The 22,105-nt window shown below is 61.6% G+C and carries 21 protein-coding genes; 6 read left to right on the top strand and 15 right to left on the bottom strand.

The window, feature by feature from the left end; genetic code table 11:
• Nucleotides 1–392 precede the first annotated feature (392 nt).
• Nucleotides 393–734, top strand: coding sequence for an FKBP-type peptidyl-prolyl cis-trans isomerase (locus BT116_RS08030; RefSeq protein ID WP_003202944.1), 342 nt, complete (start codon nt 393–395; stop codon nt 732–734).
• A gap of 13 nt (nt 735–747) precedes the next feature.
• On the opposite strand, the gene BT116_RS08025 is transcribed toward BT116_RS08030, so the two are convergent.
• Nucleotides 748–1,884, bottom strand: a complete 1,137-nt coding sequence (locus BT116_RS08025; protein ID WP_072342014.1) for a cytochrome P450 — start codon at nt 1,882–1,884, stop codon at nt 748–750.
• A gap of 82 nt (nt 1,885–1,966) precedes the next feature.
• Between BT116_RS08025 and BT116_RS08020 the strand changes: the two genes are divergently transcribed.
• Nucleotides 1,967–2,722 (top strand): ArsR/SmtB family transcription factor, encoded by a 756-nt coding sequence (locus BT116_RS08020; RefSeq protein ID WP_072342010.1) that lies wholly within the window; start codon nt 1,967–1,969, stop codon nt 2,720–2,722.
• Between the two features lie 51 nt (nt 2,723–2,773).
• Here BT116_RS08020 and BT116_RS08015 read toward each other — a convergent pair whose 3' ends face one another.
• Nucleotides 2,774–3,568 (bottom strand): AraC family transcriptional regulator, encoded by a 795-nt coding sequence (locus BT116_RS08015; RefSeq protein ID WP_072342007.1) that lies wholly within the window; start codon nt 3,566–3,568, stop codon nt 2,774–2,776.
• 109 nt (nt 3,569–3,677) lie between these two features.
• Between BT116_RS08015 and BT116_RS08010 the strand changes: the two genes are divergently transcribed.
• Nucleotides 3,678–4,607 carry a DMT family transporter gene (locus tag BT116_RS08010; protein ID WP_072342003.1) on the top strand — a complete coding sequence of 310 codons (930 nt, stop codon included), beginning with the start codon at nt 3,678–3,680 and terminating at the stop codon, nt 4,605–4,607.
• A gap of 83 nt (nt 4,608–4,690) precedes the next feature.
• Here the strand turns inward: BT116_RS08010 and BT116_RS08005 are convergent, their stop codons facing one another.
• From BT116_RS08005 to BT116_RS07985, 5 genes are all read right to left on the bottom strand, one after another.
• Complete coding sequence (locus tag BT116_RS08005) at nt 4,691–5,710, bottom strand: branched-chain amino acid aminotransferase (protein ID WP_072342000.1); 1,020 nt, start codon at nt 5,708–5,710, stop codon at nt 4,691–4,693.
• 310 nt (nt 5,711–6,020) lie between these two features.
• Nucleotides 6,021–7,406 carry a dihydrolipoyl dehydrogenase gene (lpdA, locus tag BT116_RS08000; RefSeq protein WP_072341997.1) on the bottom strand — a complete coding sequence of 462 codons (1,386 nt, stop codon included), beginning with the start codon at nt 7,404–7,406 and terminating at the stop codon, nt 6,021–6,023.
• Nucleotides 7,407–7,409: 3 nt separating this feature from the next.
• Nucleotides 7,410–8,681, bottom strand: coding sequence for a dihydrolipoamide acetyltransferase family protein (locus BT116_RS07995; protein WP_072341994.1), 1,272 nt, complete (start codon nt 8,679–8,681; stop codon nt 7,410–7,412).
• Entirely contained in the window at nt 8,682–9,740 is a 1,059-nt protein-coding gene (locus BT116_RS07990) for an alpha-ketoacid dehydrogenase subunit beta (protein ID WP_063320649.1), read from the bottom strand. It lies immediately after the preceding gene.
• 1 nt (nt 9,741) lies between these two features.
• Complete coding sequence (locus tag BT116_RS07985) at nt 9,742–10,977, bottom strand: 3-methyl-2-oxobutanoate dehydrogenase (2-methylpropanoyl-transferring) subunit alpha (protein WP_072341991.1); 1,236 nt, start codon at nt 10,975–10,977, stop codon at nt 9,742–9,744.
• A gap of 192 nt (nt 10,978–11,169) precedes the next feature.
• On the opposite strand from BT116_RS07985, the gene bkdR reads away from it, so the two are divergent.
• A complete protein-coding gene (gene bkdR / locus BT116_RS07980; protein WP_003202929.1) occupies nt 11,170–11,658 on the top strand; it encodes a Bkd operon transcriptional regulator BkdR in 489 nt (162 codons plus the stop codon).
• Between the two features lie 134 nt (nt 11,659–11,792).
• Here bkdR and BT116_RS07975 read toward each other — a convergent pair whose 3' ends face one another.
• The 8 genes from BT116_RS07975 to BT116_RS07940 all read right to left on the bottom strand — a co-directional run bounded on the left by BT116_RS07975 (nt 11,793) and on the right by BT116_RS07940 (nt 19,906).
• Nucleotides 11,793–12,656 (bottom strand): MBL fold metallo-hydrolase, encoded by an 864-nt coding sequence (locus BT116_RS07975; protein ID WP_072341988.1) that lies wholly within the window; start codon nt 12,654–12,656, stop codon nt 11,793–11,795.
• A gap of 79 nt (nt 12,657–12,735) precedes the next feature.
• A complete protein-coding gene (locus BT116_RS07970) occupies nt 12,736–13,605 on the bottom strand; it encodes an aldose 1-epimerase (RefSeq protein WP_072341985.1) in 870 nt (289 codons plus the stop codon).
• A 261-nt stretch (nt 13,606–13,866) separates the two neighbouring features.
• Nucleotides 13,867–15,147 (bottom strand): TRAP transporter large permease, encoded by a 1,281-nt coding sequence (locus BT116_RS07965; RefSeq protein ID WP_018605859.1) that lies wholly within the window; start codon nt 15,145–15,147, stop codon nt 13,867–13,869.
• Nucleotides 15,147–15,674, bottom strand: coding sequence for a TRAP transporter small permease (locus BT116_RS07960; protein ID WP_072341982.1), 528 nt, complete (start codon nt 15,672–15,674; stop codon nt 15,147–15,149). The genes BT116_RS07965 and BT116_RS07960 overlap by 1 nt, the downstream gene beginning before the upstream one ends.
• A 76-nt stretch (nt 15,675–15,750) precedes the next feature.
• On the bottom strand, nt 15,751–16,719 hold the full coding sequence (locus BT116_RS07955; RefSeq protein WP_072341979.1) for a TRAP transporter substrate-binding protein: 969 nt from the start codon (nt 16,717–16,719) through the stop codon (nt 15,751–15,753).
• Between the two features lie 56 nt (nt 16,720–16,775).
• Nucleotides 16,776–17,681 carry an SMP-30/gluconolactonase/LRE family protein gene (locus tag BT116_RS07950; RefSeq protein ID WP_072341976.1) on the bottom strand — a complete coding sequence of 302 codons (906 nt, stop codon included), beginning with the start codon at nt 17,679–17,681 and terminating at the stop codon, nt 16,776–16,778.
• Nucleotides 17,682–17,723: 42 nt separating this feature from the next.
• Nucleotides 17,724–18,545 (bottom strand): NAD-dependent epimerase/dehydratase family protein, encoded by an 822-nt coding sequence (locus BT116_RS07945; protein ID WP_072341973.1) that lies wholly within the window; start codon nt 18,543–18,545, stop codon nt 17,724–17,726.
• A 173-nt stretch (nt 18,546–18,718) separates the two neighbouring features.
• On the bottom strand, nt 18,719–19,906 hold the full coding sequence (locus BT116_RS07940; RefSeq protein ID WP_371914353.1) for an OprD family porin: 1,188 nt from the start codon (nt 19,904–19,906) through the stop codon (nt 18,719–18,721).
• Between the two features lie 925 nt (nt 19,907–20,831).
• On the opposite strand from BT116_RS07940, the gene BT116_RS07935 reads away from it, so the two are divergent.
• Together BT116_RS07935 and BT116_RS07930 are read left to right on the top strand one after the other, a co-directional pair.
• Nucleotides 20,832–21,167 (top strand): DUF6124 family protein, encoded by a 336-nt coding sequence (locus tag BT116_RS07935; RefSeq protein WP_072341965.1) that lies wholly within the window; start codon nt 20,832–20,834, stop codon nt 21,165–21,167.
• A gap of 284 nt (nt 21,168–21,451) precedes the next feature.
• On the top strand, nt 21,452–22,072 hold the full coding sequence (locus BT116_RS07930) for a TetR/AcrR family transcriptional regulator (protein WP_072341959.1): 621 nt from the start codon (nt 21,452–21,454) through the stop codon (nt 22,070–22,072).
• Nucleotides 22,073–22,105: the final 33 nt, after the last annotated feature.

Here is a 22,105-nt window from a genome sequence, read left to right as displayed (position 1 = left end):
CTGCAAGGGAAATTATTGGTGGCTTGCCTGATCGAGCGGTTGATCGCAGAAGGCGAGCATTTTTCCCCTGAGCCAAAGGAAGAGCTCACAAAAAAACGAACGGGAGCAGGTGGATCTGCGGCGCTCTCGCTGGCGTGAGATGGCGTTTGTCCTTTGGCTGCTTTGTGGCGCAATCGGTCCATGTTTGTCGCTATTCGATTGCCTTGAGCAATGGGATTACTTTAGCAATGCTTTACGTGAGTCCCCGCGAAACACGCGGGGATACCAGCGAGACGGGCTACGGGGCGAGGGGTTTGGTTAGCGCCTATGGGATAAATCCCCTCGCCACAAGGGATTGCCAGATGCCTGGAATTCTGCGAAAACCCGGCGCTTGAATGACACGGACAGATCCCATGAATGAAGAACTGCAAATCATCGACCTGGAACAGGGCGATGGCAAAAGCGTAGTCAAAGGTGCGCTGATCACCACCCAATACCGCGGCACCCTCGAAGATGGCACCGAATTCGATTCGTCCTACAGTCGCGGCAAGCCCTTCCAATGCGTGATCGGCACCGGTCGCGTCATCAAGGGCTGGGATCTGGGCCTGATGGGCATGCAAGTCGGTGGCAAGCGCAAGTTGTGGGTGCCGGCGCACCTGGCCTACGGTGAGCGGTCCATGGGGGCCCATATCAAGCCCAACGCCAACCTGATCTTTGAAATCGAGTTGCTGGAAGTCCTGACCCGGGACGATTGATGGGCTGAACGGGTCATGGCCTGTCGGTACGTGGTCGCTCGCTGAACAGCGGGATGCGGCCGTTGACGGAGGGGCGATAGCGCCAGGTCAGCTGATCCAGTGGCGGTTGCTGCTCGATAATCGCCGCCAGTGTGGCGCGGGCGATGTCCATCGCCAGGGTTTGGCCTGGGCATTCATGGCGCCCGCTGCCGAAGCTGAAACTGCGGCGGTTCGGGCGCTCGAGCAGCAGGGTGTCTGGTCGAGGGTTGAGTTGCGGGTCGCGGTTGGCTGAGGCCAGCAGCACCAGGACCACCTCCCCAGGGTTCAGCGCAGTGCCGAGGATTTCGCAGGGCGCGGCGATGAAGCGGCGAGTGTTTTGCACCGGCGGGTCGAAACGTTGGACTTCGGCCAGCAATGAGTCGACCTGTGTGGGGGCCTCCCGCAGCATCCGGCGCAACGCTGGATCGCCGATCAGCGCCAGCAACGCGTTGCCAATCAGGCCTGCGGTGGCTTCATAGGTTTGCGAGAACAGCCCGATCAGGTTGGCGATTTTACTGTCCTGATCAGCGCCTTCGAAGCCTTGGTCAATGCCCTGCAACACAGAGTTGTCCTGCGTCTCTATCCGCGCCTGGAATAAACTGGCCAGTTGCTCGCTGGCCTGGTGCGCCGCGTCCAGTTGCTGTGCCTGGCTCAAAGGCGACAGGCCGGCGACGAAGTCTGCGGTCAACTCGCTGACCCGCTGACAGTCCGTCGGGCTGAAACCCAGCAACGCCGCGACCACGCTGACCGGCCCGATGAACTGGGCCTGGTGCAGGCCTTCGGCGCCCCCTTGGAGAACGCGGGCCCTGACCAGTGCCTCGACCTGCCGGGGGGCGATGTCCTGCAACCGCGGCGCAATCGCTGCCCTCGGGCAACGCTGCTGTTCCCCTTCGTTCATGCGCATCAGGTGCCCGAACACCCGCCCGGCCGGCCCCTCGGCGATGGCCTTTGGCACCGGCTCGTGGGCCGGACGCACATGGCAATCAGGATGGTGCAGCACCGCGCACACGGCCTCGGCGCTGCTGGCGATCCACTGGTTCAGTTCGGGATCGAAGGCCAGCCCGCCGGCAGCGCGCAGGGCGGCGTAAAAAGGGTAAGGGTCGGAATGTGTCGCGGCGGTGATCGGGTCCATGAAGCGCGGCCTTGTTCGTGATGGAGAAAGTGTTGCTACTATCTCCACTCGATGCATGGCTTGATTCGTCGGGGAGCGAAATATGAACGCAGAGCACCATGACCTGGGCGTGTCCCAAGTGGCGGCGGCCATTGCCGAACCGGCGCGCACCCGGATGCTGTGCGCGTTGATGGACGGCCATGCCCGAACCAGCACCGAATTGGCGAGCATCGCCGAGGTCAGCGCCTCGACCGCCAGCGCCCATCTGGCGAAACTCAAGCAAATGGCCTTGGTGCGCTTGCATGTCCAGGGCCGTCATCGTTATTACAGCCTGGCCGACCCGCGCGTCGCCCAGGCACTGGAGGCGCTGATGGTGATCGGCCAGAGCGCCGCACCGACCTTCACCCCGCGCACACCGGATCGCCTGCAATTTGCCCGCACCTGTTACGACCACATGGCCGGCACTCTGGCGGTGCGCCTGCATGACCGGATGATTGAGGCTGGATGGCTGATAGAGGTGGAAGGCGATGGCTATCGGCTGAGTGATTCCGGCGAGGCGGTGCTCGAGGGCTTGGGCATCGATGTCCTGCACCTTGCCACGCAACGCCGCCGATTCGCCTGTCCCTGCCTGGACTGGAGCATGCGCCGTCCCCACCTGGGCGGTGCCTTGGGCGCGGCGTTGTTGCAAGTGGCGATCAAGCGCAAATGGGTGATCCAGGACCTGGACAGCCGGGCGCTGGGGGTGACGGCCCGTGGTCGCCGGGAGATGGCGGGGCGGTTTGGGGTCAGTGCCGAAATCGATGTCAAGCCCGCCTCCGTCATCGCGAGCAAGCTCGCCCCCACAGTGGGCCTGCGCTGAACACAAGCCCCATGAACACCCAGATCCCCTGTGGGATCAGCACCACCCACATCATCCAGCCATGTGCCTGCGTCGATACTCATCCGGCGTGGTGCCCATCATTTTGCGGAACATGCTGATGAACGCCGAGGCGCTGCTGTAGCCCAGGTCCAGGCCGATGGTTTCCACGCTCTGGCCACGTTCGAGCAGGGCCAGGGCTTCGATGACTTTCAGGCGCTGGCGCCATTCCACCAGAGACATACCCAGGTCCCGCTGGGCCCGGCGCATCAGCGTGCGTTCGGTGGTGTTGGCGGCGCGGGCCAGTTGCGGCAAGGAACGCGGGTCGCTGGGGTTCGCTTCCAAGGCCCGCAGCACGGGGCCCAGCAGTGGATCATCCGAGGAGGGCAGGTAGCTGCCGACGTGGGGCGCCTGCGCCAGCTTGTCCACCAACACCTGCAGCAAGCGCTGCTGCTCGGGCGTCTGCGGTTGGCTCGGTGGATCGCTGCGCAGCTCTTCCAGCAGGGCACGGATCAGCGGGCTCAAGGTCAGCGCGCAGGGTACGGCCGGCAACGCGTCGCACAGTTCGGCGGCCAGGTACAACGAACAATGGCAGGCCTCATGCCGATTGAAACCAACGTGTTCCATGTCCGGTGGCAACCAGATGCCGTACTGCGGTGGCGCCAGGTAATGGTGTTGGGCGATCTCGATTTCCATCACGCCACTGTAGGAGTAGACGAATTCACCCCAGGCATGTCGGTGCCGAGGGTAAGTGGCATGGGCCGGCATGCAGGCGCTGCGAAAGAAAATCGGCGAGGGCAGGACCGCTTCGAACGGAGGAATCTTCAGATGTTGGGCTGGAGGCTGCATATCGACCGCAATGGCGGATTACCGGGATGGCTTGTCGGGTAATCACTATATCCAGCAAAGATGTCAGGTAGACAATCCTTTCATCTCTTTCTGTCCAAGGACCGTTCCCATGACCACCCGCCGCGCCCTGGATGGCCAGGTCTGCGCCCTGATGACCGGCCTCTGTGCCATTTGGGGTTTCCAGCAAGTCGCGATCAAGGCCGGCGCCGCCGACATGGCGCCGATGCTGCAGTTGGGCGTGCGCTCGGCCATCGCTGCGGTACTGGTCTGGTTGTTGGTGCTGGTGCGCGGTGAACGCCTGTCCCTGGCCGACGGCAGTTGGCGTCCGGGCATGCTGGTGGGATTGTTGTTTGCCCTGGAGTTCGTGATGGTGGGCGAAGGCCTGCGGCATACGACGGCTTCGCACATGGTGATTTTCCTGTACACCGCACCGATGTTCGCCGCCCTCGGGTTGCACTGGAAACTGCCGAGCGAACGCCTCAAACCGGCGCAATGGCTGGGTATCGCCGTTGCATTCGCCGGGATCGTGGTGGCCTTTAGTGGTGGCTCGGGGGCGCCGAACGGCAGTTCATTGCTCGGTGACGGCATGGGGCTGTTGGCCGGTGCGCTGTGGGGCGCGACCACGGTGACGGTCCGTTGTTCGCGATTGACGGACCTGCCCGCCAGCCAGACGCTGCTGTATCAATTGGTCGGCGCCGGGGTGCTGCTGATCGGGATGTCGGTGGCGTTGGCGCAAACGACGATCAACCCCACGCCGCAACTCATTGCCAGCCTGGCGTTCCAGGTGTTGCTGGTGTCCTTCGCCAGTTTTCTGATCTGGTTCTCGCTGCTGCGCCATTACCTGGCTTCGCAGTTGGGCGTGCTGTCGTTCATGACGCCGTTGTTCGGCATTGGCTTTGGTGTCTGGCTGCTGGACGAACCGTTGGAGCCGAACTTTATTGTTGGCGCGCTTCTGGTGCTGGGCGGGATCTTGCTGGTCAGCGGTTACGGCTGGTTTCACCAGCGCTGGGGACGATGGCTGGTATTGCGTCGGGGGTAGCCGAAGCCGCCAGTAAAAAGCCCACCCTTGCCGAGGCAGGGGTGGGCTTTTTCATGCAGGCACTGAGCAGGCGGTTGCTTAGGTCAAACCTTGACGATCCAACCCGCTGGCGCTTCCACGTCACCGGTCTGCACGCCGGTCAGCTCTTTGTAGAGCTTCTGGGTGATCGGGCCGACTTCGGTTTCGCTGTGGAACACGTGCAGCTTTTCCTTGTAGCTGATGCCGCCAATCGGGGTGATCACCGCGGCGGTACCGCAGGCGCCGGCTTCCTTGAAGTCCGACAGCTTGTCGATGAACACGTCGCCTTCGATCACTTCCAGGCCCAGGCGCGATTTGGCCAGTTCGATCAACGACAGGCGAGTGATGCCCGGCAGGACCGAAGGGGAGTTGGGCGTGACGAATTTATTGTCGTGGGTGATGCCGAAGAAGTTCGCCGAGCCGACTTCCTCGATTTTCGAATGGGTCATCGGGTCGAGGTAGATGCAGTCGGCGAAACTGGCCTTCTTGGCCTGGGAGCCGGGCATCAGGCTGGCGGCGTAGTTGCCACCGACCTTGGCCGCACCGGTGCCTTGCGGGGCGGCGCGGTCGAAGCTGGAGATCAGGAAGTTGTGCGGGGTCAGGCCGCCCTTGAAGTAGGCACCGACCGGGATGCAGAAAATCGAGAAGATGAACTCGGGGGCGGTGCGCACGCCGATGTTGTCACCCACGCCGATCACGAACGGGCGCAAGTACAGCGCGCCGCCAGTACCGTAGGGCGGGATGAAGCGCTCGTTGGCGCGGACCACTTGCTTGCAGGCTTCGATGAACTGCTCGGTTTCGACGTGCGGCATCAGCAGGCGGGCGCAGCTGCGTTGCATGCGGGCGGCGTTCTGGTCCGGGCGGAACAGGTTGATCGAACCGTCCTTGCAGCGATAGGCCTTCAGGCCTTCGAAGCACTGCTGGCCATAGTGCAGGGCGGTGGAGCCCTCGCTGATGTGCAGCACGTTGTCTTCGGTCAGGGTGCCCGCGTCCCAGGCACCATCGCGCCAGTGCGACAGGTAGCGCTTGTCGGTCTTGATGTAGTCAAAGCCCAGTTTGTCCCAATTGATGCTCTCGTTACCCATGACACCCTCTATTTCTTGACAGCCGTCGAAACGGTTCAAGGCTTCTGACGTTTTTTGGATGGGGACAACAATACTTCATTCCGGGGCTGTTTCGCAGCCTGTAACACTGGTCCTGTGGATGAAAAACCGCTGGTTGGTGCTCCGCAAACCTGTGGCGAGGGGATTTATCCCCGTTGGGGCGCGACGCAGCCCCCTTGGCTCTGAGTCCTCGATGTATCTGACGCCCCGCGATGCCAGGTTTTGGGGCTGCTTCGCAGCCCAGCGGGGATAAATCCCCTCGCCACAAGGTCATTCACCTACAACTGATCGGTTACAGATGCAACGCATGCCCCAACGCCCGCAACGCCGCTTCCTGCACGGCCTCGCCCAGCGTCGGATGGGCGTGGATGGTGCCGGCGATGTCCTCCAGGCGTGCGCCCATTTCCAGGGACTGACCAAACGCGGTGGACAGCTCCGACACGCCGACGCCGACCGCTTGCCAGCCGACGATCAGGTGATTGTCCCGGCGCGCCACGACGCGGACGAAACCGCTTTTCGATTCCAGGGTCATGGCTCGGCCGTTGGCGGCGAACGGGAAGCTCGACACGATGCAATCGAGCCCGGCCGCCAGGGCCTCGTCCGGCGTCTTGCCGACGACCACCAACTCCGGGTCGGTGAAGCACACCGCGGCGATGGCGGTCGGGTTGAATTCGCGATGCTGGCCGGCGATCAGCTCGGCGACCATTTCGCCCTGGGCCATGGCCCGGTGGGCGAGCATCGGTTCGCCGCTCAGGTCGCCGATGGCCCAGACGTTGCGCATGCTGGTCTGGCAGCGGTGGTCGATTTTCACCGCCGCACCGTTCATCACCAAGCCCAACGCTTCGAGATTCCAACCTTGGCTATTGGGCTTGCGCCCGACCGCTACCAGCACCCGGTCAGTGTCCAGGTTCAGCGTGTCGCCCGCGGGGTCACGCACTTGCAAAGTGCTGGCCTGGGCATCGAACCCTTCGACGCTGTGCTTGAGGTAGAGCTTGATGCCCAATTGCTTGAGTGCTTCGTGCACCGGTTGGGTCAGTTCGCCGTCGTAGGCCGGCAGGATCCGTTCCTGGGCCTCGACCACACTGACCTCGGCGCCGAGCTTGCGGTAGGCGATGCCCAGTTCCAGGCCGATGTAGCCACCGCCGACCACCACCAGGTGCTTGGGCACCGAGGTGGGGGCGAGGGCTTCGGTGGAGGAAATGATTGGCCCGCCCACTGGCAGCATCGGCAGGTCGACGCTTTTCGAACCAGTGGCCAGCAGCAGGTGTTCGCACTGGATGCGGGTGTCACCGACCTCGACCGTCTTGCCATCGATCACCTTGGCCCAGCCATGAATGACCTGGACCTTGTGCTTTTTCAACAGCGCCGCGACACCAGTGGTCAAGCGATCGACGATGCCGTCCTTCCATTCCACACTCTTGCCGATGTCCAGGCTCGGCGCCGACACCGTGATGCCCAGGGCCGAACCCTGGCTGTGGTGCCGCGTCTGGTGGAACTGCTCGGCCACGTGAATCAAGGCCTTGGACGGAATGCAGCCAATGTTCAGGCAGGTCCCGCCCAACGCCTGGCCTTCCACCAGGAGGGTCGGGATGCCCAGTTGACCGGCGCGGATCGCCGCCACATAGCCGCCGGGGCCGCCGCCGATGATCAGCAGCGTGGTGTTCAAAGTCTGTTGCATGCCTTACTCCACAAACAGCGTTGCGGGTTGTTCGAGCAGGCCACGAAGGGCCTGGATGAATTGCGCCGCGTCCATGCCGTCGACCACCCGGTGATCGAAGGAACTGGAGAGGTTCATCATCTTGCGGATCACGATCTGCCCCTTGATCACCACCGGCCGCTCGACGATTTTGTTCACCCCGACAATGGCTACTTCCGGCAGGTTCAGCACCGGCGTGCTGACGATGCCGCCCAGCGCCCCAAGGCTGGTCAGGGTGATGGTCGAACCGGACAGCTCATCGCGACTGGCCTTGCCCGTGCGGGCCGCCGTTGCCAGGCGTGAAATTTCCGCCGCGTTGTCCCACAGGCTGCGGGCTTCTGCGTGGCGCACCACCGGCACCATCAGGCCAACGTCGCTCTGGGTCGCGACACCCACGTGCACCGCGCCTGAGCGGTGGATGACCTGGGCTTCGTCGTTGTAGCGGGCGTTCATCTGCGGAAAATCGCGCAGGGCCACGACCAGCGCGCGAACCAGGAACGGCAGCAAGGTCAGCTTGCCGCGACTGGCGCCGTGTTTTTCATTCAGATGCACCCGCAGCTCTTCCAGGGCCGTGACGTCGATTTCCTCGACGTAGCTGAAATGAGCCGCGCGTTGGGTCGCTTCCTGCATGCGCTGGGCGATCTTGCGGCGCATGCCGATCACCGGGATCTGTTGCTCGTCGTGGCGTTCGGCATAACCCGAACCGCCCTTGGCCTGGGACGACGGCCCCTGGGCCAGGTAGGCTTCGAGGTCTTCGTGCAGGACCCGCCCGGCCGGGCCGCTGCCCTGGACCAGGCGCAATTGAATGCCCAGGTCCAGCGCGTGTTTGCGCACGGCCGGCGACGCCAGTGGACGCTCGTCGGGATCGCGGGCCACAGGCGCTTGCGGGGCGCAGCGCGGCGCGGCGGTTTTTTCCAGTACCGGTTCAGGTGTCGCCATGGGTGCCGGCTTCGGTGCCTGCGCAGCCGGCGCTGGCGTTGGCGCCTGTTGGGCCGATTCTTTCAGGTTACCCGCACCTTCGACTTCAATGCGGATCAGTTCGCTGCCCACCGCCATGACTTCACCGGGCTCGCCACCCAGAGCGATGACCCGGCCATGCACCGGTGAGGGGATGTCGACCATGGTCTTGTCGGTCATGACATCGGCCAGTACCTGGTCTTCGACCACCATGTCGCCGACCTTGACGTGCCACACCGACAGTTCAACTTCCGCGATGCCTTCGCCGATGTCCGGCATCTTGATAACGTGCGTGCCCATTCAGACCTCCATGACCCGTTTCAACGCCGCGCCCACACGGGACGGCCCTGGGAAATACGCCCATTCCTGCGCGTGCGGGTAGGGGGTGTCCCAACCGGTGACACGCTCGATAGGCGCTTCCAGGTGGTGGAAGCAGTGTTCTTGTACCAACGCCACCAGTTCGGCGCCGAAACCGCAGGTGCGGGTGGCTTCGTGGACGACCACGCAACGGCCGGTCTTCTTCACGGATTTGACGATGGTCTCCAGGTCCAGCGGCCAGAGGCTGCGCAGGTCGATGACTTCGGCGTCGATGCCGGTCTCTTCGGCAGCCACTTGGGAGACATAGACCGTGGTGCCGTAGGTGAGAACCGTCACGTCCTTGCCCGGACGGGTGATGGCGGCGACGTCCAGCGGCACGGTGTAGTAACCGTCTGGCACTTGGGCCGAGGGGTGTTTCGACCACGGCGTTACCGGGCGGTCGTGGTGGCCGTCGAACGGGCCGTTATACAGGCGCTTGGGTTCGAGGAAGATCACCGGGTCATCGTTTTCGATGGAGGCAATCAACAGGCCCTTGGCGTCGTAGGGGTTCGAAGGCATGACGGTGCGCAGGCCGCAGACCTGGGTGAACATCGCCTCGATGCTCTGGCTGTGGGTCTGGCCGCCATAGATGCCGCCGCCGCAAGGCATGCGCAGGGTCATCGGCGCGGTGAACTCGCCGGCCGAGCGATAGCGCAGGCGCGCCGCCTCGGAAATGATCTGGTCCGACGCCGGGTAGACGTAGTCGGCGAACTGGATCTCGGCGACGGGGCGCAGGCCGTAGGCGCCCATGCCCACCGCCACGCCGACGATGCCGCTTTCGGAAATCGGTGCGTCGAACACCCGCGAGGTGCCGTACTTGTTCTGCAGGCCTTCGGTGCAGCGGAACACGCCGCCGAAGTAACCCACGTCCTGGCCGAACACCACGACGTTGTCGTCGCGTTCGAGCATCACGTCCATGGCCGAGCGCAGGGCCTGGATCATGGTCATGGTGGTAGTGGTCATGGCGGTATCCAGCGCAATATTAGTGTTGTGATCGTTCATCTCAGATCCCCAACTGCTGACGCTGGCGCTTCAAGTGCTCCGGCATCTCTTTGTAGACGTCTTCGAACATGGTCGCGGCGCTTGGAATCTGCCCGCCAGCGAGGGTGCCGTACTGCTCGGCTTCCTTCTGCGCGGCCATCACCTCGGCTTCGAGTTCAGCGGTAACTGCGGCATGTTCCTCTTCGGACCATTGGCCGATCTTGACCATGTGCTGCTTGAGACGGGCAATCGGATCGCCCAGCGGGAAGTGGCTCCAGTCGTCGGCGGGACGGTATTTCGAAGGATCGTCCGAGGTGGAGTGCGGGCCGGCGCGGTAGGTGACCCATTCGATCAGCGCCGGGCCGAGGTTGCGGCGGGCACGTTCGGCGGCCCAGCGCGAGGCGGCGTAGACGGCCATGAAATCGTTGCCATCGACCCGCAGCGAAGCGATGCCGCAACCGACGCCGCGTCCGGCGAAGGTCGTGGCTTCACCGCCGGCAATGGCCTGGAAGGTGGAGATCGCCCACTGGTTGTTGACCACGTTGAGGATCACCGGCGCCCGATAGACGTGGGCAAAGGTGAGGGCCGTGTGGAAGTCCGATTCGGCGGTGGCACCGTCACCGATCCAGGCCGAGGCGATCTTGGTATCGCCCTTGATCGCCGAGGCCATGCCCCAGCCAACGCCCTGGATGAATTGCGTGGCGAGGTTGCCGGAGATGGTGAAGAAACCGGCGTCCTTGACCGAGTACATGATCGGTAACTGCCGCCCCTTGAGCGGATCGCGCTCGTTGGATAGCAGTTGGCAGATCATGCCCACCAACGGCACTTCGCGAGCCATCAGGATGCTTTGCTGGCGATAGGTGGGGAAGCACATGTCATCGATGTTCAGCGCCAGGGCCTGGCCGCTGCCAATGGCTTCCTCGCCGAGGCTCTGCATGTAGAACGACATTTTTTTCTGGCGTTGGGCGACCACCATGCGGTTGTCGTAGATGCGCGTCTTGAGCATGGCGCGCATGCCTTTGCGCAAGATGTCGAGTGGCACGTCTTCGGCCCATGGGCCGTGGGCATTGCCTTGGTCATCGAGCACGCGGATCAGGCTGCGGGCCAGGTCGGCGGTGTCGGCGGGTTCGACGTCGATGGAAGGTTTACGCACCGTGCCGGCATCGGACAGATGCAGGTAGGAAAAGTCGGTCTTGCAGCCGGGACGGCCCGAGGGTTCGGGAACGTGCAGGCGTAGCGGTTCGTACGCTGGGTTCATGGCTTTCTACGCTCGATCTTGTGAATTTCTTGTAGTGGGCGCGCTAGCTGACGAATTTCCCCGGGTACGGGAAATTGTCCTACAACAATCATAGGCTCGACACAGAAGAATATTTTTCTCTGTTGGCTTGCTGTTCAGATCATTTGCAGATAAAAAATCTGCACAACGATAAAAAACAGGATTATTTGTCTCATGCGTAAATTGGATCGCACCGATATCGGCATTTTGAACAGCCTTCAGGAAAACGCCCGCATCACCAACGCCGATCTCGCCCGCTCGGTCAATCTGTCGCCGACCCCGTGCTTCAACCGTGTCCGGGCCATGGAGGAGTTGGGGGTGATCCGCGAGCAAGTCACGCTGCTGGACGCCGACCTGCTGGGCCTGCACGTCAACGTGTTCATCCATGTGAGTTTGGAGAAGCAGGTGGAAGAGGCGCTACAGCATTTCGAAGAGGCGATCTCCGACCGCCCGGAAGTGATGGAGTGCTACCTGATGGCAGGCGATCCGGATTACCTGATCCGTGTGCTGGTGCCGACCATCCAGTCGCTGGAGCGCTTCATGATGGACTTCCTGACCAAGGTCCCGGGCGTGGCGAACATCCGCTCCAGCTTTGCCCTCAAGCAAGTGCGCTACAAGACTGCGCTACCGTTGCCGGCCAATGGGTTGACCTTGGGGACCTGAATCAAAAGACCATATCACCTGTGGGAGCGAGCTTGCTCGCGATGAGGCCGTCACATTCAACATCAGCGCCAGCAGATCTATTGCCATCGCGAGCAAGCTCGCTCCCACATTGATTGTGGTGATCTTTCGAGCTTCTAAAGCTGATTGATCGGAATCTTCAGGTAGGTCACGCCATTGTCCTCGGCCGGCGGCAGGTGGCCGGCCCGCACATTGACCTGGATCGCCGGCAACAGCAGCGTCGGCATGCCCAGCGTCTTGTCGCGCTGGGTACGCATGGCCACGAACGTGGCTTCATCGATCCCATCGCGCACATGAATGTTGTGCTGGCGTTGTTCACCCACGGTGCTCACGCAATGGGGCTCGCGCTCATCCGGTGGATAGTCGTGGCACACATAGAGCCGCACGCTGGCGGGGAAGGCCAGCAGTTTGCAAATCGAGGCGTAGAGTTGATGGGCGTTGCCACCGGGAAAGTCGCAGCGGGCGGTGCCCACGTCCGGCATGAACAGCGTATCGCCTACCAGAATCACGTCGCCATCGATCAGGTAGGCCATGTCCGCCGGAGTGTGGCCGGGCACGTGCAATGCGGTGGCCTTGAGGTTGCCTATGAAAAACCCTTCGTCGGCGGCGAACAGATGATCGAACTGGGAGCCGTCGACGGCAAACTGCGGTTCAAGGTTGAACAGCCTCTTGAAGACTTGTTGGACCTCGCCGATGGCCTGGCCGATGGCGATCTTCCCTCCCAGCGCCTTGCGCAAGTAAGGCGCGGCGGATAAGTGATCGGCGTGGGCGTGGGTCTCCAGCAGCCATTGCACCGTCAACCGGTGTTCGCGCACGAAGGCGATCACCCGCTCGGCCTGAGCGGTGCCGCTGCGGCCCGAGGCCGGGTCATAGTCCAGCACCGGGTCCACCACCGCGCACTGCCCTCCATCGTGTTCATAGACGACGTAGGTATAGGTCTTCGAGGCGGGGTCGAGAAAGCTTTGGATCTGCGCGGGCATGACAGCGAACCTGTGCGGGAAGAACGCATGAAAGGGCTGCTGCGTAGCCCAGCGGGAGCAAGCTCCCTCGCCACAGGTGTTACAGCAACCTGCATTGCATCGAAAACCCCAGCGCCACCGATTGCCCTCGCTCCAGCAAGCGCAACCCCGGTCGCCCCGGCAGGTGATGGGCGTTGACCGGGTGGCTGACCGGTTCGATGCAAAAGAAGTCCAGGCCTACGGGACAGTAGAGCAGGAAATAGTCGCAGCCGCTGGCCCGGCACTCCAGTTCATAGCCTAGGTCCGGCTGCTGGATCAGGCATTGCCCGTCCCAACCGCCGAAGCCGTTGTCGACAAGCGTGTCCGGCAGTAAACGGAGCGCCTGGAAATCCCAGTGTTCAGGAATGTTGGTCAGTTCCGTGGGCAGTTTTGTCGCATCGCACATCCAGACCTCGCTGGCGCGGGTTTGCAGGCGCGTGGCGATGGTGCGTGGAAAGTACGGATGCAAGCCCAGCCCGTGCCACGCGGCCTGTTCGGCCATGTGGGTGACGTGCATTGCGAGCTGTAACTGGCCGCCGCTCAGACGGATCTGCAGGCTGGCGCGGTAGGCAAACGGCTGTTGGCTGTCGAGTTGCAGCAACGTTTCCTGGGCACTGTGCTCGATCACCTGCCACGCTTGTTGCCACGCACTGCCATGGATCGGAAACGGATCGTTGGGGCTGTTGGCATCCAAGGCGAGCCAGCCGCCGGGGCAATCGAAACCGCCCTTGGCGATCCGGTTCGACCAGGGGATCAACGGGAAGCCGCCGAGTTTGCCTGGCAGGCCATTTTCCAGCGCCTGGAGTGCGGGAGGGCGCAGTAGCGGGGCGCCGTTGGTGCGCAACGTCCAGTCGACCAGGCTGGCGCCCAGATGCGGGGCCAGGGTGAGGTGGGTCAGTTCGTCTTCGAGGTGGAGAAGGGGTGGCGTCATGGGGGTGTTGGTCTGCTGAGTTGGAAATGGTGTTACAGAGGTTTTTGTGCGAACACGCTGTTGTGGCGAGGGGATTTATCCCCGCTGGGCTGCGAAGCAGCCCCCAGAGACGCGGATCTCGGTGCATCAGACAGATCCCAGTTGCCGGTTCTGGGGCTGCTACGCAGCCCAGGGGGGATAAATCCCCTCGCCACAGATAATCTCTGCCACAGATAATCTCTGCCACAGATAAATCCCCTGATCACAGGGGATTTGTCATGGTTACAACACCAGATGCGGCAACCACAGGGAAATGGCAGGGATGTAGGTCACGAGCATCAGCACCACGAACAGCATGGCGTAGAACGGCAGCAGCGCCTTGACGGTGCTTTCGATGCTGACCTTGCCAATGGCCGAGCCCACGAACAGCACCGCGCCCACCGGTGGCGTGATCAAGCCGATGCCCAGGTTCACCAGCATGATCATGCCGAACTGCACCGGGTCCACGCCGATGCCCACGATCACCGGCATCAGGATCGGCGTCAGGATCAGGATCAGCGGCGCCATGTCCATCACGGTGCCCAGCAGCAGCAACATCACGTTGATGCACATCAGGATCACGTAACGGTTGTCCGACAGCGTCAGGAATGCCGTGGTGATCTTCGCCGGGATTTCCATCAGCGTCATGATGTAGCCGAAGCTGGCGGCGAAGCCGATCAGGATCATCACGATGGAGATCGTGCGCACCGTGCGGTGCATCAGCTTCGGCAACTCGCTCCACTTGTAGTCGCGATAGATGCACATGGTCACGAAGAACGCCCACACCACGGCAATGGCGGCCGATTCGGTGGCGGTGAAAACACCCGAGAGAATGCCGCCAAGGATGATGAACAGGGTCATCATGCCCCACATGGCTTCCCGGCAGATCTTCAACGCTTGCTTGAGCGGAATCACTTCGCCCTTGGGGTAATTGCGCTTTTTCGCGAAGACCAGGCACAGCGCCATCAGGCAGAGGTTCATCATGATGCCGGGGACGATGCCGGCCATGAACAGCGAACCGATGGAGACGGTGCCGCCAGCGGCGAGGGAGTACAGCACCGCGTTGTGGCTGGGCGGTGTCAGCAGCGCTTGTACCGAACCACTGACGGTGACGGCGGTGGCGTAATCTCGCGGATAGCCCTGGCGTGTCATTTCCGGGATCAACACTGAACCGACCGAGGCGGTATCGGCTACCGAGGAACCGGAGATCGCGCCAAAAAAGCTCGAGGCCACGAGGTTGACCAAGGAGAGGCCACCGCGCACGAAGCCTACCAACACACTGGCGAATGCCACCAGGCGGCGGGACATGCCGCCCTCGGCCATGATCGCACCGGCCAGGACGAAGAACGGAATGGCCAGCAGCGAGAATTTGTTCACCCCGCCCGTTACCTGGATCATCATGGCCTGGAACGGAATATCGATCCACCACGCCCCGATCAGGGCGGCAGCGCCCAGCGCGTAGGCGACCGGCATGCCGATCAGGATCAACAACAAAAAACTGCCCAGCAGAATCAGCGCGTCCATTAAGCGGCACCTTCGTTTTCTTCGACCAGGTCGAATTGCACGACCCGACGCTTGCTTTGATCACCCAGAAAGAGTTTTTCCAGGACAAAAATCAGGGTCAGGAAACCTCCAATCGGAATCGGCATGTAGGTGATGCCGACGCGAAGGGTGGGTATGGCACTCATGAATTGATTCCAGGTGGTCATGCACAGCTTGGCGCCCCAGACCGTCATGAAAATGCAGACCGCCACCATCAACAACTGGGAGAACACCGACGCTGCGGTTTTCAAGTGAGGCGGCATGCGAGAGGTCACCATGTCGACGGCCATATGCGAGCCGGAGCGGTAGCTGGCGGCGGCGCCGATGAAGGTGAACACGATCATCAGCAGGATGGCGGTGGGTTCCGGCCAGCTCGAACCTGAGCCCAGCACGTAGCGGGCAAACACACCCCAGGGAATCATCAGCGCAACCGCCAGGACAGAAAGGCCGGCCACCCAGATGCAAGTCATGTAGATCGTGTCGTTGATACGCAGCAGCAAATTCTTCATCGGGTTCCACCGTAACCGGGCGCACCTTTTAACCGCAGGCGCGCCCAGCCTTTTCATGAGTACGGATTGAGAGGGCTTACTGAACGGCTTCGATACGCTTGATCAGGTCGGCATACGGCGCGCCGTATTTGGCCCGGATCGGCGCCGTGGCGTCGTAGAAAGGTTTCTTGTCCACGGTGATGAACTCGACGCCGGCGGCCTTGAGTTTTTCCTCACTGGCGGTGGACTTCTTGTCCCACAGCACGCGCTCTTCAGCCTGGGCGGCCTTGGCGGCTTTTTTCACCATGTCTTGCTGCTCTGGGGTGAGCTTGTTCCAGGTGATTTTCGACATCACGATCGGCTCAGGCAGGATCAGGTGGCCGGTCAGGCTGTAGTACTTGGCGTTCTGGTAGTGGTTGTGTTCGAGCATGGTCGGCGGGTTGTTTTCCGCGCCGTCGATCACGCCAGTCTGCAAGGCGCTGAAGATCTCGCCAGTGTCCATGGCGATGCCATTGCCGCCCATGGCGTTGATGGTCTCGATGAACATCGGGTTGCCCTGCACGCGAATCTTCATGCCCTTCATGTCTTCAAGCTTGCGCACGGGTTTCTTGGTGTAGAGGTTGCGCGTGCCGCCGTCCATCCAGGCCAGGGCCACCAGGCCGAATTCGGAATTGGTGATCCGGTCGAGGATCGCATCGCCGACTTCACCGTCGATGACGGCGCGCATGTGGGCCTGGTCGCGGAAGATGAACGGCATGTTGAACACGTTCACGTCCGGCACGACGGGACCGACGATGCCCAGGCTGACTCGGGACATCTGGACCGCGCCGGTTTGCATCTGCTCGATGACTTCCTTCTCGGAGCCCAGTACGCCGCCCGGGAAGTACTTGAACTTCAGTTCGCCGTTACTCTCTTTTTCCAGGGTCTTACCCATGGATTCCTCGGCGACCACGGTCGGGTAACCCTTGGGATGGATGTCGGCGATCTTGAGCTCAAGGGCATGGGCCGCCTGCGCCAGGAAGGCCAGGGGAAGGGCTGCGATCAAAAGCGTGCGTTTGAAATTCATGGTCCATCTCCAGTGTTGTTGTTTTTATGGCTCATCCAATGAAGCGGCACAGCAGGTCAGTTCGCGGAGTGCTTCAACCCTCCGAAAATGGGTTCAGCCAGGCCCTTGACGCCGGGGTTGAGGGCGAACACGCCACCGGCCAGGGACTGCGGGTCGTTGTCGTCACCGGGGCGGATCGAGGTGACGAAGAGGGTGTCCAGGCGACTGCCGCCAAAGGCGCACATGGTCGGTTTCTTCACTGGCACTTGCAGTGAACGGTCGAGACGTCCGTCCGGGGTGAAACGGTGAATCAGCCCGGCATCGTTGGCGCAGATCCAATAGCAACCGTCGGCATCCACCGCGGCGCCGTCCGGGCGACCGGCCAACGGCATCATGTCGACGAACAGCCGCCGGTTGGACGGTGTGCCGCTGTCGATGTCGTAGTCGAAGGCCCAGATCTGCTGCACCAGCGGGTGTGAATCGGAGAGGTACATCGTGCGTCCGTCCGGGCTGAAGCCCAGGCCATTGGGCACGATGAAACCGCTCAGTTGCGCCTCGACCGGGCTGCGCTGGCCTGCCTCGTAACGATACATCCGGCCTTCGTCAGCGTTGGCGCCCATGTTCAGCACCATGCTGCCGGCCCAGAAACGCCCTTGGCGGTCGCAGCGGCCATCGTTGAGGCGCATGTCGGTGCGGCTGTGCTCGACGTTCGCGCACAGTTCGCTGTCCAGGCTGCCGTCGTCATTGGGGTGCAGGCGAAAGAAACCGCTCTCCATGCCCGCGATCCAACCGCCGTCCTGGTGACGGGCGATGCAGGCGAGCATTTCGGGCGCTTCCCAGCCCTGGAGCTTTCCGCTGCTAGCGTTCCAGCATTGCAGGCCACCGTTGGGAATGTTCACCCAATACAGGGCGTTTTCCTCGGGAACCCATACCGGGCTTTCCCCGACGGCGTTGCGTGCATCGACAATCAATTCGGCTTGCATGGTGATTCCTTTGTGCGTGCGTATCCCATGAAAAACAGCGAATCAGTCGTCGAATGGGCCGGCTGCCACAAAGGCGCCACCCTGATAAACCATGGCCGGGTCATCGGCGGCCGGCATCGGCTGCGCTTCGACCTTGGCGCGGAAGATTTCCGAGGTGTCCTTGGGCTGGTAGCCCAGGTGCGCGGCGTGGCTGTTGTCCCACCAGACGTCGCGGTTGGCGGACACGCCGTAGACCACGGTGTGGCCGACTTTCGGGGCGTAGAGCGCGCATTCGATCAGTTGGGTGAGGTCGTCGAAGCTCAGCCAGGTGCTCATCATCCGGCGGTTCTGCGGTTCAGCGAACGACGAGCCGATGCGGATGCTCACGGTCTCGATGCCGTAGCGATCGAAGTAGAAATTGGCGACGTCTTCACCGTAGGACTTGGACAGGCCGTAGTAGCCATCCGGGCGGCGAGGGGAGAGAGCGTCGATGGTCTCGTCCTGTTTGTAGAAACCGATGACGTGGTTGGAGCTGGCGAAGATCACTCGCTTGACGCCGTGTTTGCGGGCGGCTTCATAAATGTGAAAGACGCCGCTGATGTTGGCGCCGAGGATTTCTTCGAACGGACGCTCCACCGAAACACCACCGAAATGCAGGATGGCATCGACGCCTTCGACCAGTTGGTGCACGGCCTGCTTGTCCGACAGGTCGCACAGCATCACTTCTTCGCTTTCGTCGATGGCCGGGGCCATGTTGGCGATGTCCGACAGGCGAATATGGCGGGCGAAAGGCTTGAGGCGTTCGCGCAAGACTTTGCCAAGGCCGCCAGCGGCGCCGGTCAATAGGAGGCGATTGAAGGGATGACGAATCTGTGTCGTGGTCATGGCATTACCTGAGCAAACTATGAGAGGTACAGTTGTTATAAGTTGTCGTACGACCGAGAGGGAATATCCTTATCCTTCCGTTACCTTGTCAACGTTTGATCGACGAACCGCTCTGGATCGGCGTCCCTGCCGCAGGTTGCCATGGGATGCGCTCATGGCAATGGATCCTGGTGTTACAGAAGCGAAAGCGGGTAGCTGATGAAAATGCGGTTCTCGTCAAATTCGTTGGTGCTGTAGTCCCGACGAATCGATGCGTTACGCCATTTCACGTTGAGGCTCTTCAGCGCACCGCTCTGCACGGTGTAGGCCAGTTCGGTTTCGCGACCCCATTCCTTGCCGTCGTCAACGGTGGCGGTGTGCACGTTGTCGCCGCTGATGTAGCGGTTCATCAACGTCAGGCCCGGCACGCCGACGGCGGCGAAGTTGAAGTCGTGGCGCACTTGCCAGGATTTTTCCTTGGCGTTGTCGTAGCTGGAGTTGTAGCTGTCGTTGGCCAGGGTGCCGCCGCTGGTGCCGTTGACGCGCATCCAGGCATCATCGCCGCCGACTTTCTGCAGGCCGACATAAAAGGTGTTGCCACCGTACTTGGCCGAGAGCATGGCGAACGCGGTTTTGTTGTCCAGGTCGCCGGCCAACGCGCTGCCGTTTTCCTTGCCGGTGAAGTAGCCGAGGTTGGCACCCAGGGTCCAGTCGCCGATGGGCTGGCTGTGGGTCAGGTTGAAATATTGTTGCTGGTAGATGTCGGACAGTTCCGCGTACCACACGCCGACCTGGGTGCGTTTTTCGTTGAAGGCGTATTCACCGCCGCCGAAGTTGAAACGGTCGGAGGTGAACGCGCCGCGGCCGTTCATCGACATGTCTTCCATGCTCGCGTCGTTGCGCGGGCTGTTGGCGCGGAACTGGCCGCCGTAGAGGCTCAGGCCGTTGATTTCGGTGGAGGTCACCTGGCCGCCACGGAAGGTTTGCGGCAGGGAACGGCCATCGTCGGAGCGCAGGATCGGCAGCACCGGCATCCATTCGCCGACCTTCAATTCGGTCTTCGACACCTTGGCCTTGAGGGCCACGCCCAGGCGACCGAAGTCATCGGCGGGGCGACCGTCGTCATGCACCGGCAGCAGTTGCGTGCCCGCCGTGCCACGGCCGCCGTCGAGCTTGACTGAGTACAGGCCCAGCACGTCCACGCCGAAACCGACCACGCCCTGGGTGAAGCCGGACTTGGCGTCGAGGATGAAGTTCTGGGTCCATTCCTCGGCTTTGCCTTGGGCGGCGTTCGGGTTGGTGAAGTTGCGGTTGAAATAGGCGTTGCGCAGGGTCAGCGTAGCCTTGGCGTCATCAACGAAGCCTTCGGCGCTGGCCGTCATTGGCAGAAACAGGGACAAGCTGCTGCAACCGAGCAGAATCAGTGCGGGGCTGGAATTGAAGAGGGTACGGCGCTTTGGACGGTTGTCGGGCGAAAAACGGACACGTGTGCTCACTATGACGCTCCCTACTTTTTTGTTGTTTTTATTTGTCATACGTCGTCGTACAACATGGAGATGATTATTTGGAAGCTGCCCCTCGTTGTCAACTGGCCATTATCGGAATTATCCAAGCCGAGGGTGCTTCAAAATGAGGCGTTTCGATGGGTGTCACTGACGGAGTTCAAGATCACAAGCCTTGGTGCTGGGCAAATGGGTAATCTGAGAGTAGCGGTGCGTGCGTTTGGTTGTGCGATGACTGGTCTAAGACATTAGTCGAATGGCCGCGATCTCATGGACGGTGAGGTCTTTTGTGGCGAGGGGATTTATCCCCGTTGGGCTGCGAAGCAGCCCCAATTACTATCGCGGCAGTGTGTCAGGTTGATTGCATTCAACCTTCTTTAGGGCTGCTGCGCAGCCCAGCGGGGATAAATCCCCTCGCCACAGGTGTGTTGTTCACCCTATTCCCAGTCCAAACAGGCCTGTGTTTATCCAGATGTAGGATCGCTCTGGATCGGGCTACGTTGTCTTGCGCCGTTGCCTACAACTGCGCCAGAATCCGCCGGCTTGTGCGCCTGGGGGCCAGGGCTCTATCGTTTCCGGGTCACTGATTGAATCAGTGATCGGGTTTGGTAGCCCGGGCTGTCGGTGCATAGCGTCATCTCTTGCGAGTGCAATCACGCACTTCGCTTTTTGGTGGCCATGCGCAGGGTCTCTTCGGAGGCGCCGGCTCCGATGCCCGGTCTACCAACCTTCGTATGGCCGCCACCCTAATTCGTTTGGTAGCGAGAGGGTGTTGGCTCCCTTCTACAGCATCGGAGCTTCAATTATGTTCAAAGTAACTCCCAACCCGCCGGACACCGATCCAGCCAACTCAAAAAAATTCGACAAAACCGCCGACCGCATCCTCGACGCCTACCTCAAGCCCAAACCCGGCAAACCCGAGGCCGATCCCGGCCAACTGTTCACCGTCGCCCATGGCGTCGACACCGAAACCCTGCTCGCCAACCTCAGCGAAAACCTGGCCTCGGCCAATGCCATGGTCAATGACCTGGCCTTCGACCTGGAAGGTCCCAGGCGTCACATCGCCTTGGGCATCCAACAATTGATTGAACTGAGCGGACTGCTGGCGAACCGCGCGCTGGATAACGTCGAAGCACGCTAGCCGGCTCATCACCACCCTTGTGGCGAGGGGATTTATCCCCGTTGGGGTGCGAAGCGCCCCTAAAACGACCGGATGCAATCCTCCTGACACACCGAGGCGAGGCCTTTAGGGCTGCTACGCAGCCCAACGGGGATAAATCCCCTCGCCACAAGGGTATCTGCGTGCATCCGCCTGAACGACAACAGGGCCAAATGTGGGAGCTTGCTCACTCCCATTGGGACCACCCGTGTTTTCGAAGGTGAGTGAATGCTAGTCTTGACCAACGCTGTCCCCAGGGAGCCCTCATGGGCAATCACAAGATCGAGATTCGTCGCAGTAACGTCGAGAAAATCCTGCTGGCCGCCGAGAAGGTCTTTGCCGAAAAAGGCTTCGGCAGCACCGCCATGGCCGACATCGCCGCCGAAGTGCAATTGCCCCGTTCCAACCTGCACTATTACTTCAGCACCAAGAGCGAACTCTACAGCGCCGTGCTGTTCGACCTGCTGGAGGTCTGGAAGCAGGACGCCTTGTGCTTCGAAATGTTCGACGACCCCCGGGTGGTGCTCAGCAGCTACATCCGCGCCAAGATGAACCACTCCCGCAGCCGTCCCTACGGCTCGAAAGTCTGGGCCAACGAAATCATCCACGGCGCCCCGACCCTGGGTGAGGCCCTGGACGCCAGCCTTTATGACTGGGCCAAGATGAAGGAAGCGAAAATCCGCCAGTGGGTGGAAGATAAACGCATCCTCCCGATAGAACCCTCGAGCCTGCTCTACATGATCTGGGCCTCGACCCAGCACTACGCCGACTTCGACCACCAGATCAACATCCTCAACGACCACCAGCCGCTGTCGGACATGCAGTTCGAACGGGCGGTGCAGACGGTGACCAGTGTGATTTTGCGAGGGATTGGGTTGGAGCCGTAGTTTGGGCGCTACGGGGGTGTGTGGTAGCTGATG

This window comes from Pseudomonas sp. NFACC16-2, assembly GCF_900119205.1.
Lineage (GTDB): Bacteria > Pseudomonadota > Gammaproteobacteria > Pseudomonadales > Pseudomonadaceae > Aquipseudomonas > Aquipseudomonas fluorescens_Q.
The sequence above is the reverse complement of the archived record's forward strand: the minus strand, read 5'-3'. Positions and strand labels throughout refer to the sequence as shown.

Excerpts from the sequence above, each read along its gene's own strand:
- BT116_RS08030 (WP_003202944.1), top strand. The coding sequence starts at position 393 with ATGAATGAAGAACTGCAAATCATCGACCTGGAACAGGGCGATGGCAAA.
- BT116_RS08025 (WP_072342014.1), bottom strand. The coding sequence starts at position 1,884 with ATGGACCCGATCACCGCCGCGACACATTCCGACCCTTACCCTTTTTAC.
- BT116_RS08020 (WP_072342010.1), top strand. The coding sequence starts at position 1,967 with ATGAACGCAGAGCACCATGACCTGGGCGTGTCCCAAGTGGCGGCGGCC.
- BT116_RS08015 (WP_072342007.1), bottom strand. The coding sequence starts at position 3,568 with ATGCAGCCTCCAGCCCAACATCTGAAGATTCCTCCGTTCGAAGCGGTC.
- BT116_RS08010 (WP_072342003.1), top strand. The coding sequence starts at position 3,678 with ATGACCACCCGCCGCGCCCTGGATGGCCAGGTCTGCGCCCTGATGACC.
- BT116_RS08005 (WP_072342000.1), bottom strand. The coding sequence starts at position 5,710 with ATGGGTAACGAGAGCATCAATTGGGACAAACTGGGCTTTGACTACATC.
- lpdA (WP_072341997.1), bottom strand. The coding sequence starts at position 7,406 with ATGCAACAGACTTTGAACACCACGCTGCTGATCATCGGCGGCGGCCCC.
- BT116_RS07995 (WP_072341994.1), bottom strand. The coding sequence starts at position 8,681 with ATGGGCACGCACGTTATCAAGATGCCGGACATCGGCGAAGGCATCGCG.
- BT116_RS07990 (WP_063320649.1), bottom strand. The coding sequence starts at position 9,740 with ATGAACGATCACAACACTAATATTGCGCTGGATACCGCCATGACCACT.
- BT116_RS07985 (WP_072341991.1), bottom strand. The coding sequence starts at position 10,977 with ATGAACCCAGCGTACGAACCGCTACGCCTGCACGTTCCCGAACCCTCG.
- bkdR (WP_003202929.1), top strand. The coding sequence starts at position 11,170 with ATGCGTAAATTGGATCGCACCGATATCGGCATTTTGAACAGCCTTCAG.
- BT116_RS07975 (WP_072341988.1), bottom strand. The coding sequence starts at position 12,656 with ATGCCCGCGCAGATCCAAAGCTTTCTCGACCCCGCCTCGAAGACCTAT.
- BT116_RS07970 (WP_072341985.1), bottom strand. The coding sequence starts at position 13,605 with ATGACGCCACCCCTTCTCCACCTCGAAGACGAACTGACCCACCTCACC.
- BT116_RS07965 (WP_018605859.1), bottom strand. The coding sequence starts at position 15,147 with ATGGACGCGCTGATTCTGCTGGGCAGTTTTTTGTTGTTGATCCTGATC.
- BT116_RS07960 (WP_072341982.1), bottom strand. The coding sequence starts at position 15,674 with ATGAAGAATTTGCTGCTGCGTATCAACGACACGATCTACATGACTTGC.
- BT116_RS07955 (WP_072341979.1), bottom strand. The coding sequence starts at position 16,719 with ATGAATTTCAAACGCACGCTTTTGATCGCAGCCCTTCCCCTGGCCTTC.
- BT116_RS07950 (WP_072341976.1), bottom strand. The coding sequence starts at position 17,681 with ATGCAAGCCGAATTGATTGTCGATGCACGCAACGCCGTCGGGGAAAGC.
- BT116_RS07945 (WP_072341973.1), bottom strand. The coding sequence starts at position 18,545 with ATGACCACGACACAGATTCGTCATCCCTTCAATCGCCTCCTATTGACC.
- BT116_RS07940 (WP_371914353.1), bottom strand. The coding sequence starts at position 19,906 with ATGACGGCCAGCGCCGAAGGCTTCGTTGATGACGCCAAGGCTACGCTG.
- BT116_RS07935 (WP_072341965.1), top strand. The coding sequence starts at position 20,832 with ATGTTCAAAGTAACTCCCAACCCGCCGGACACCGATCCAGCCAACTCA.
- BT116_RS07930 (WP_072341959.1), top strand. The coding sequence starts at position 21,452 with ATGGGCAATCACAAGATCGAGATTCGTCGCAGTAACGTCGAGAAAATC.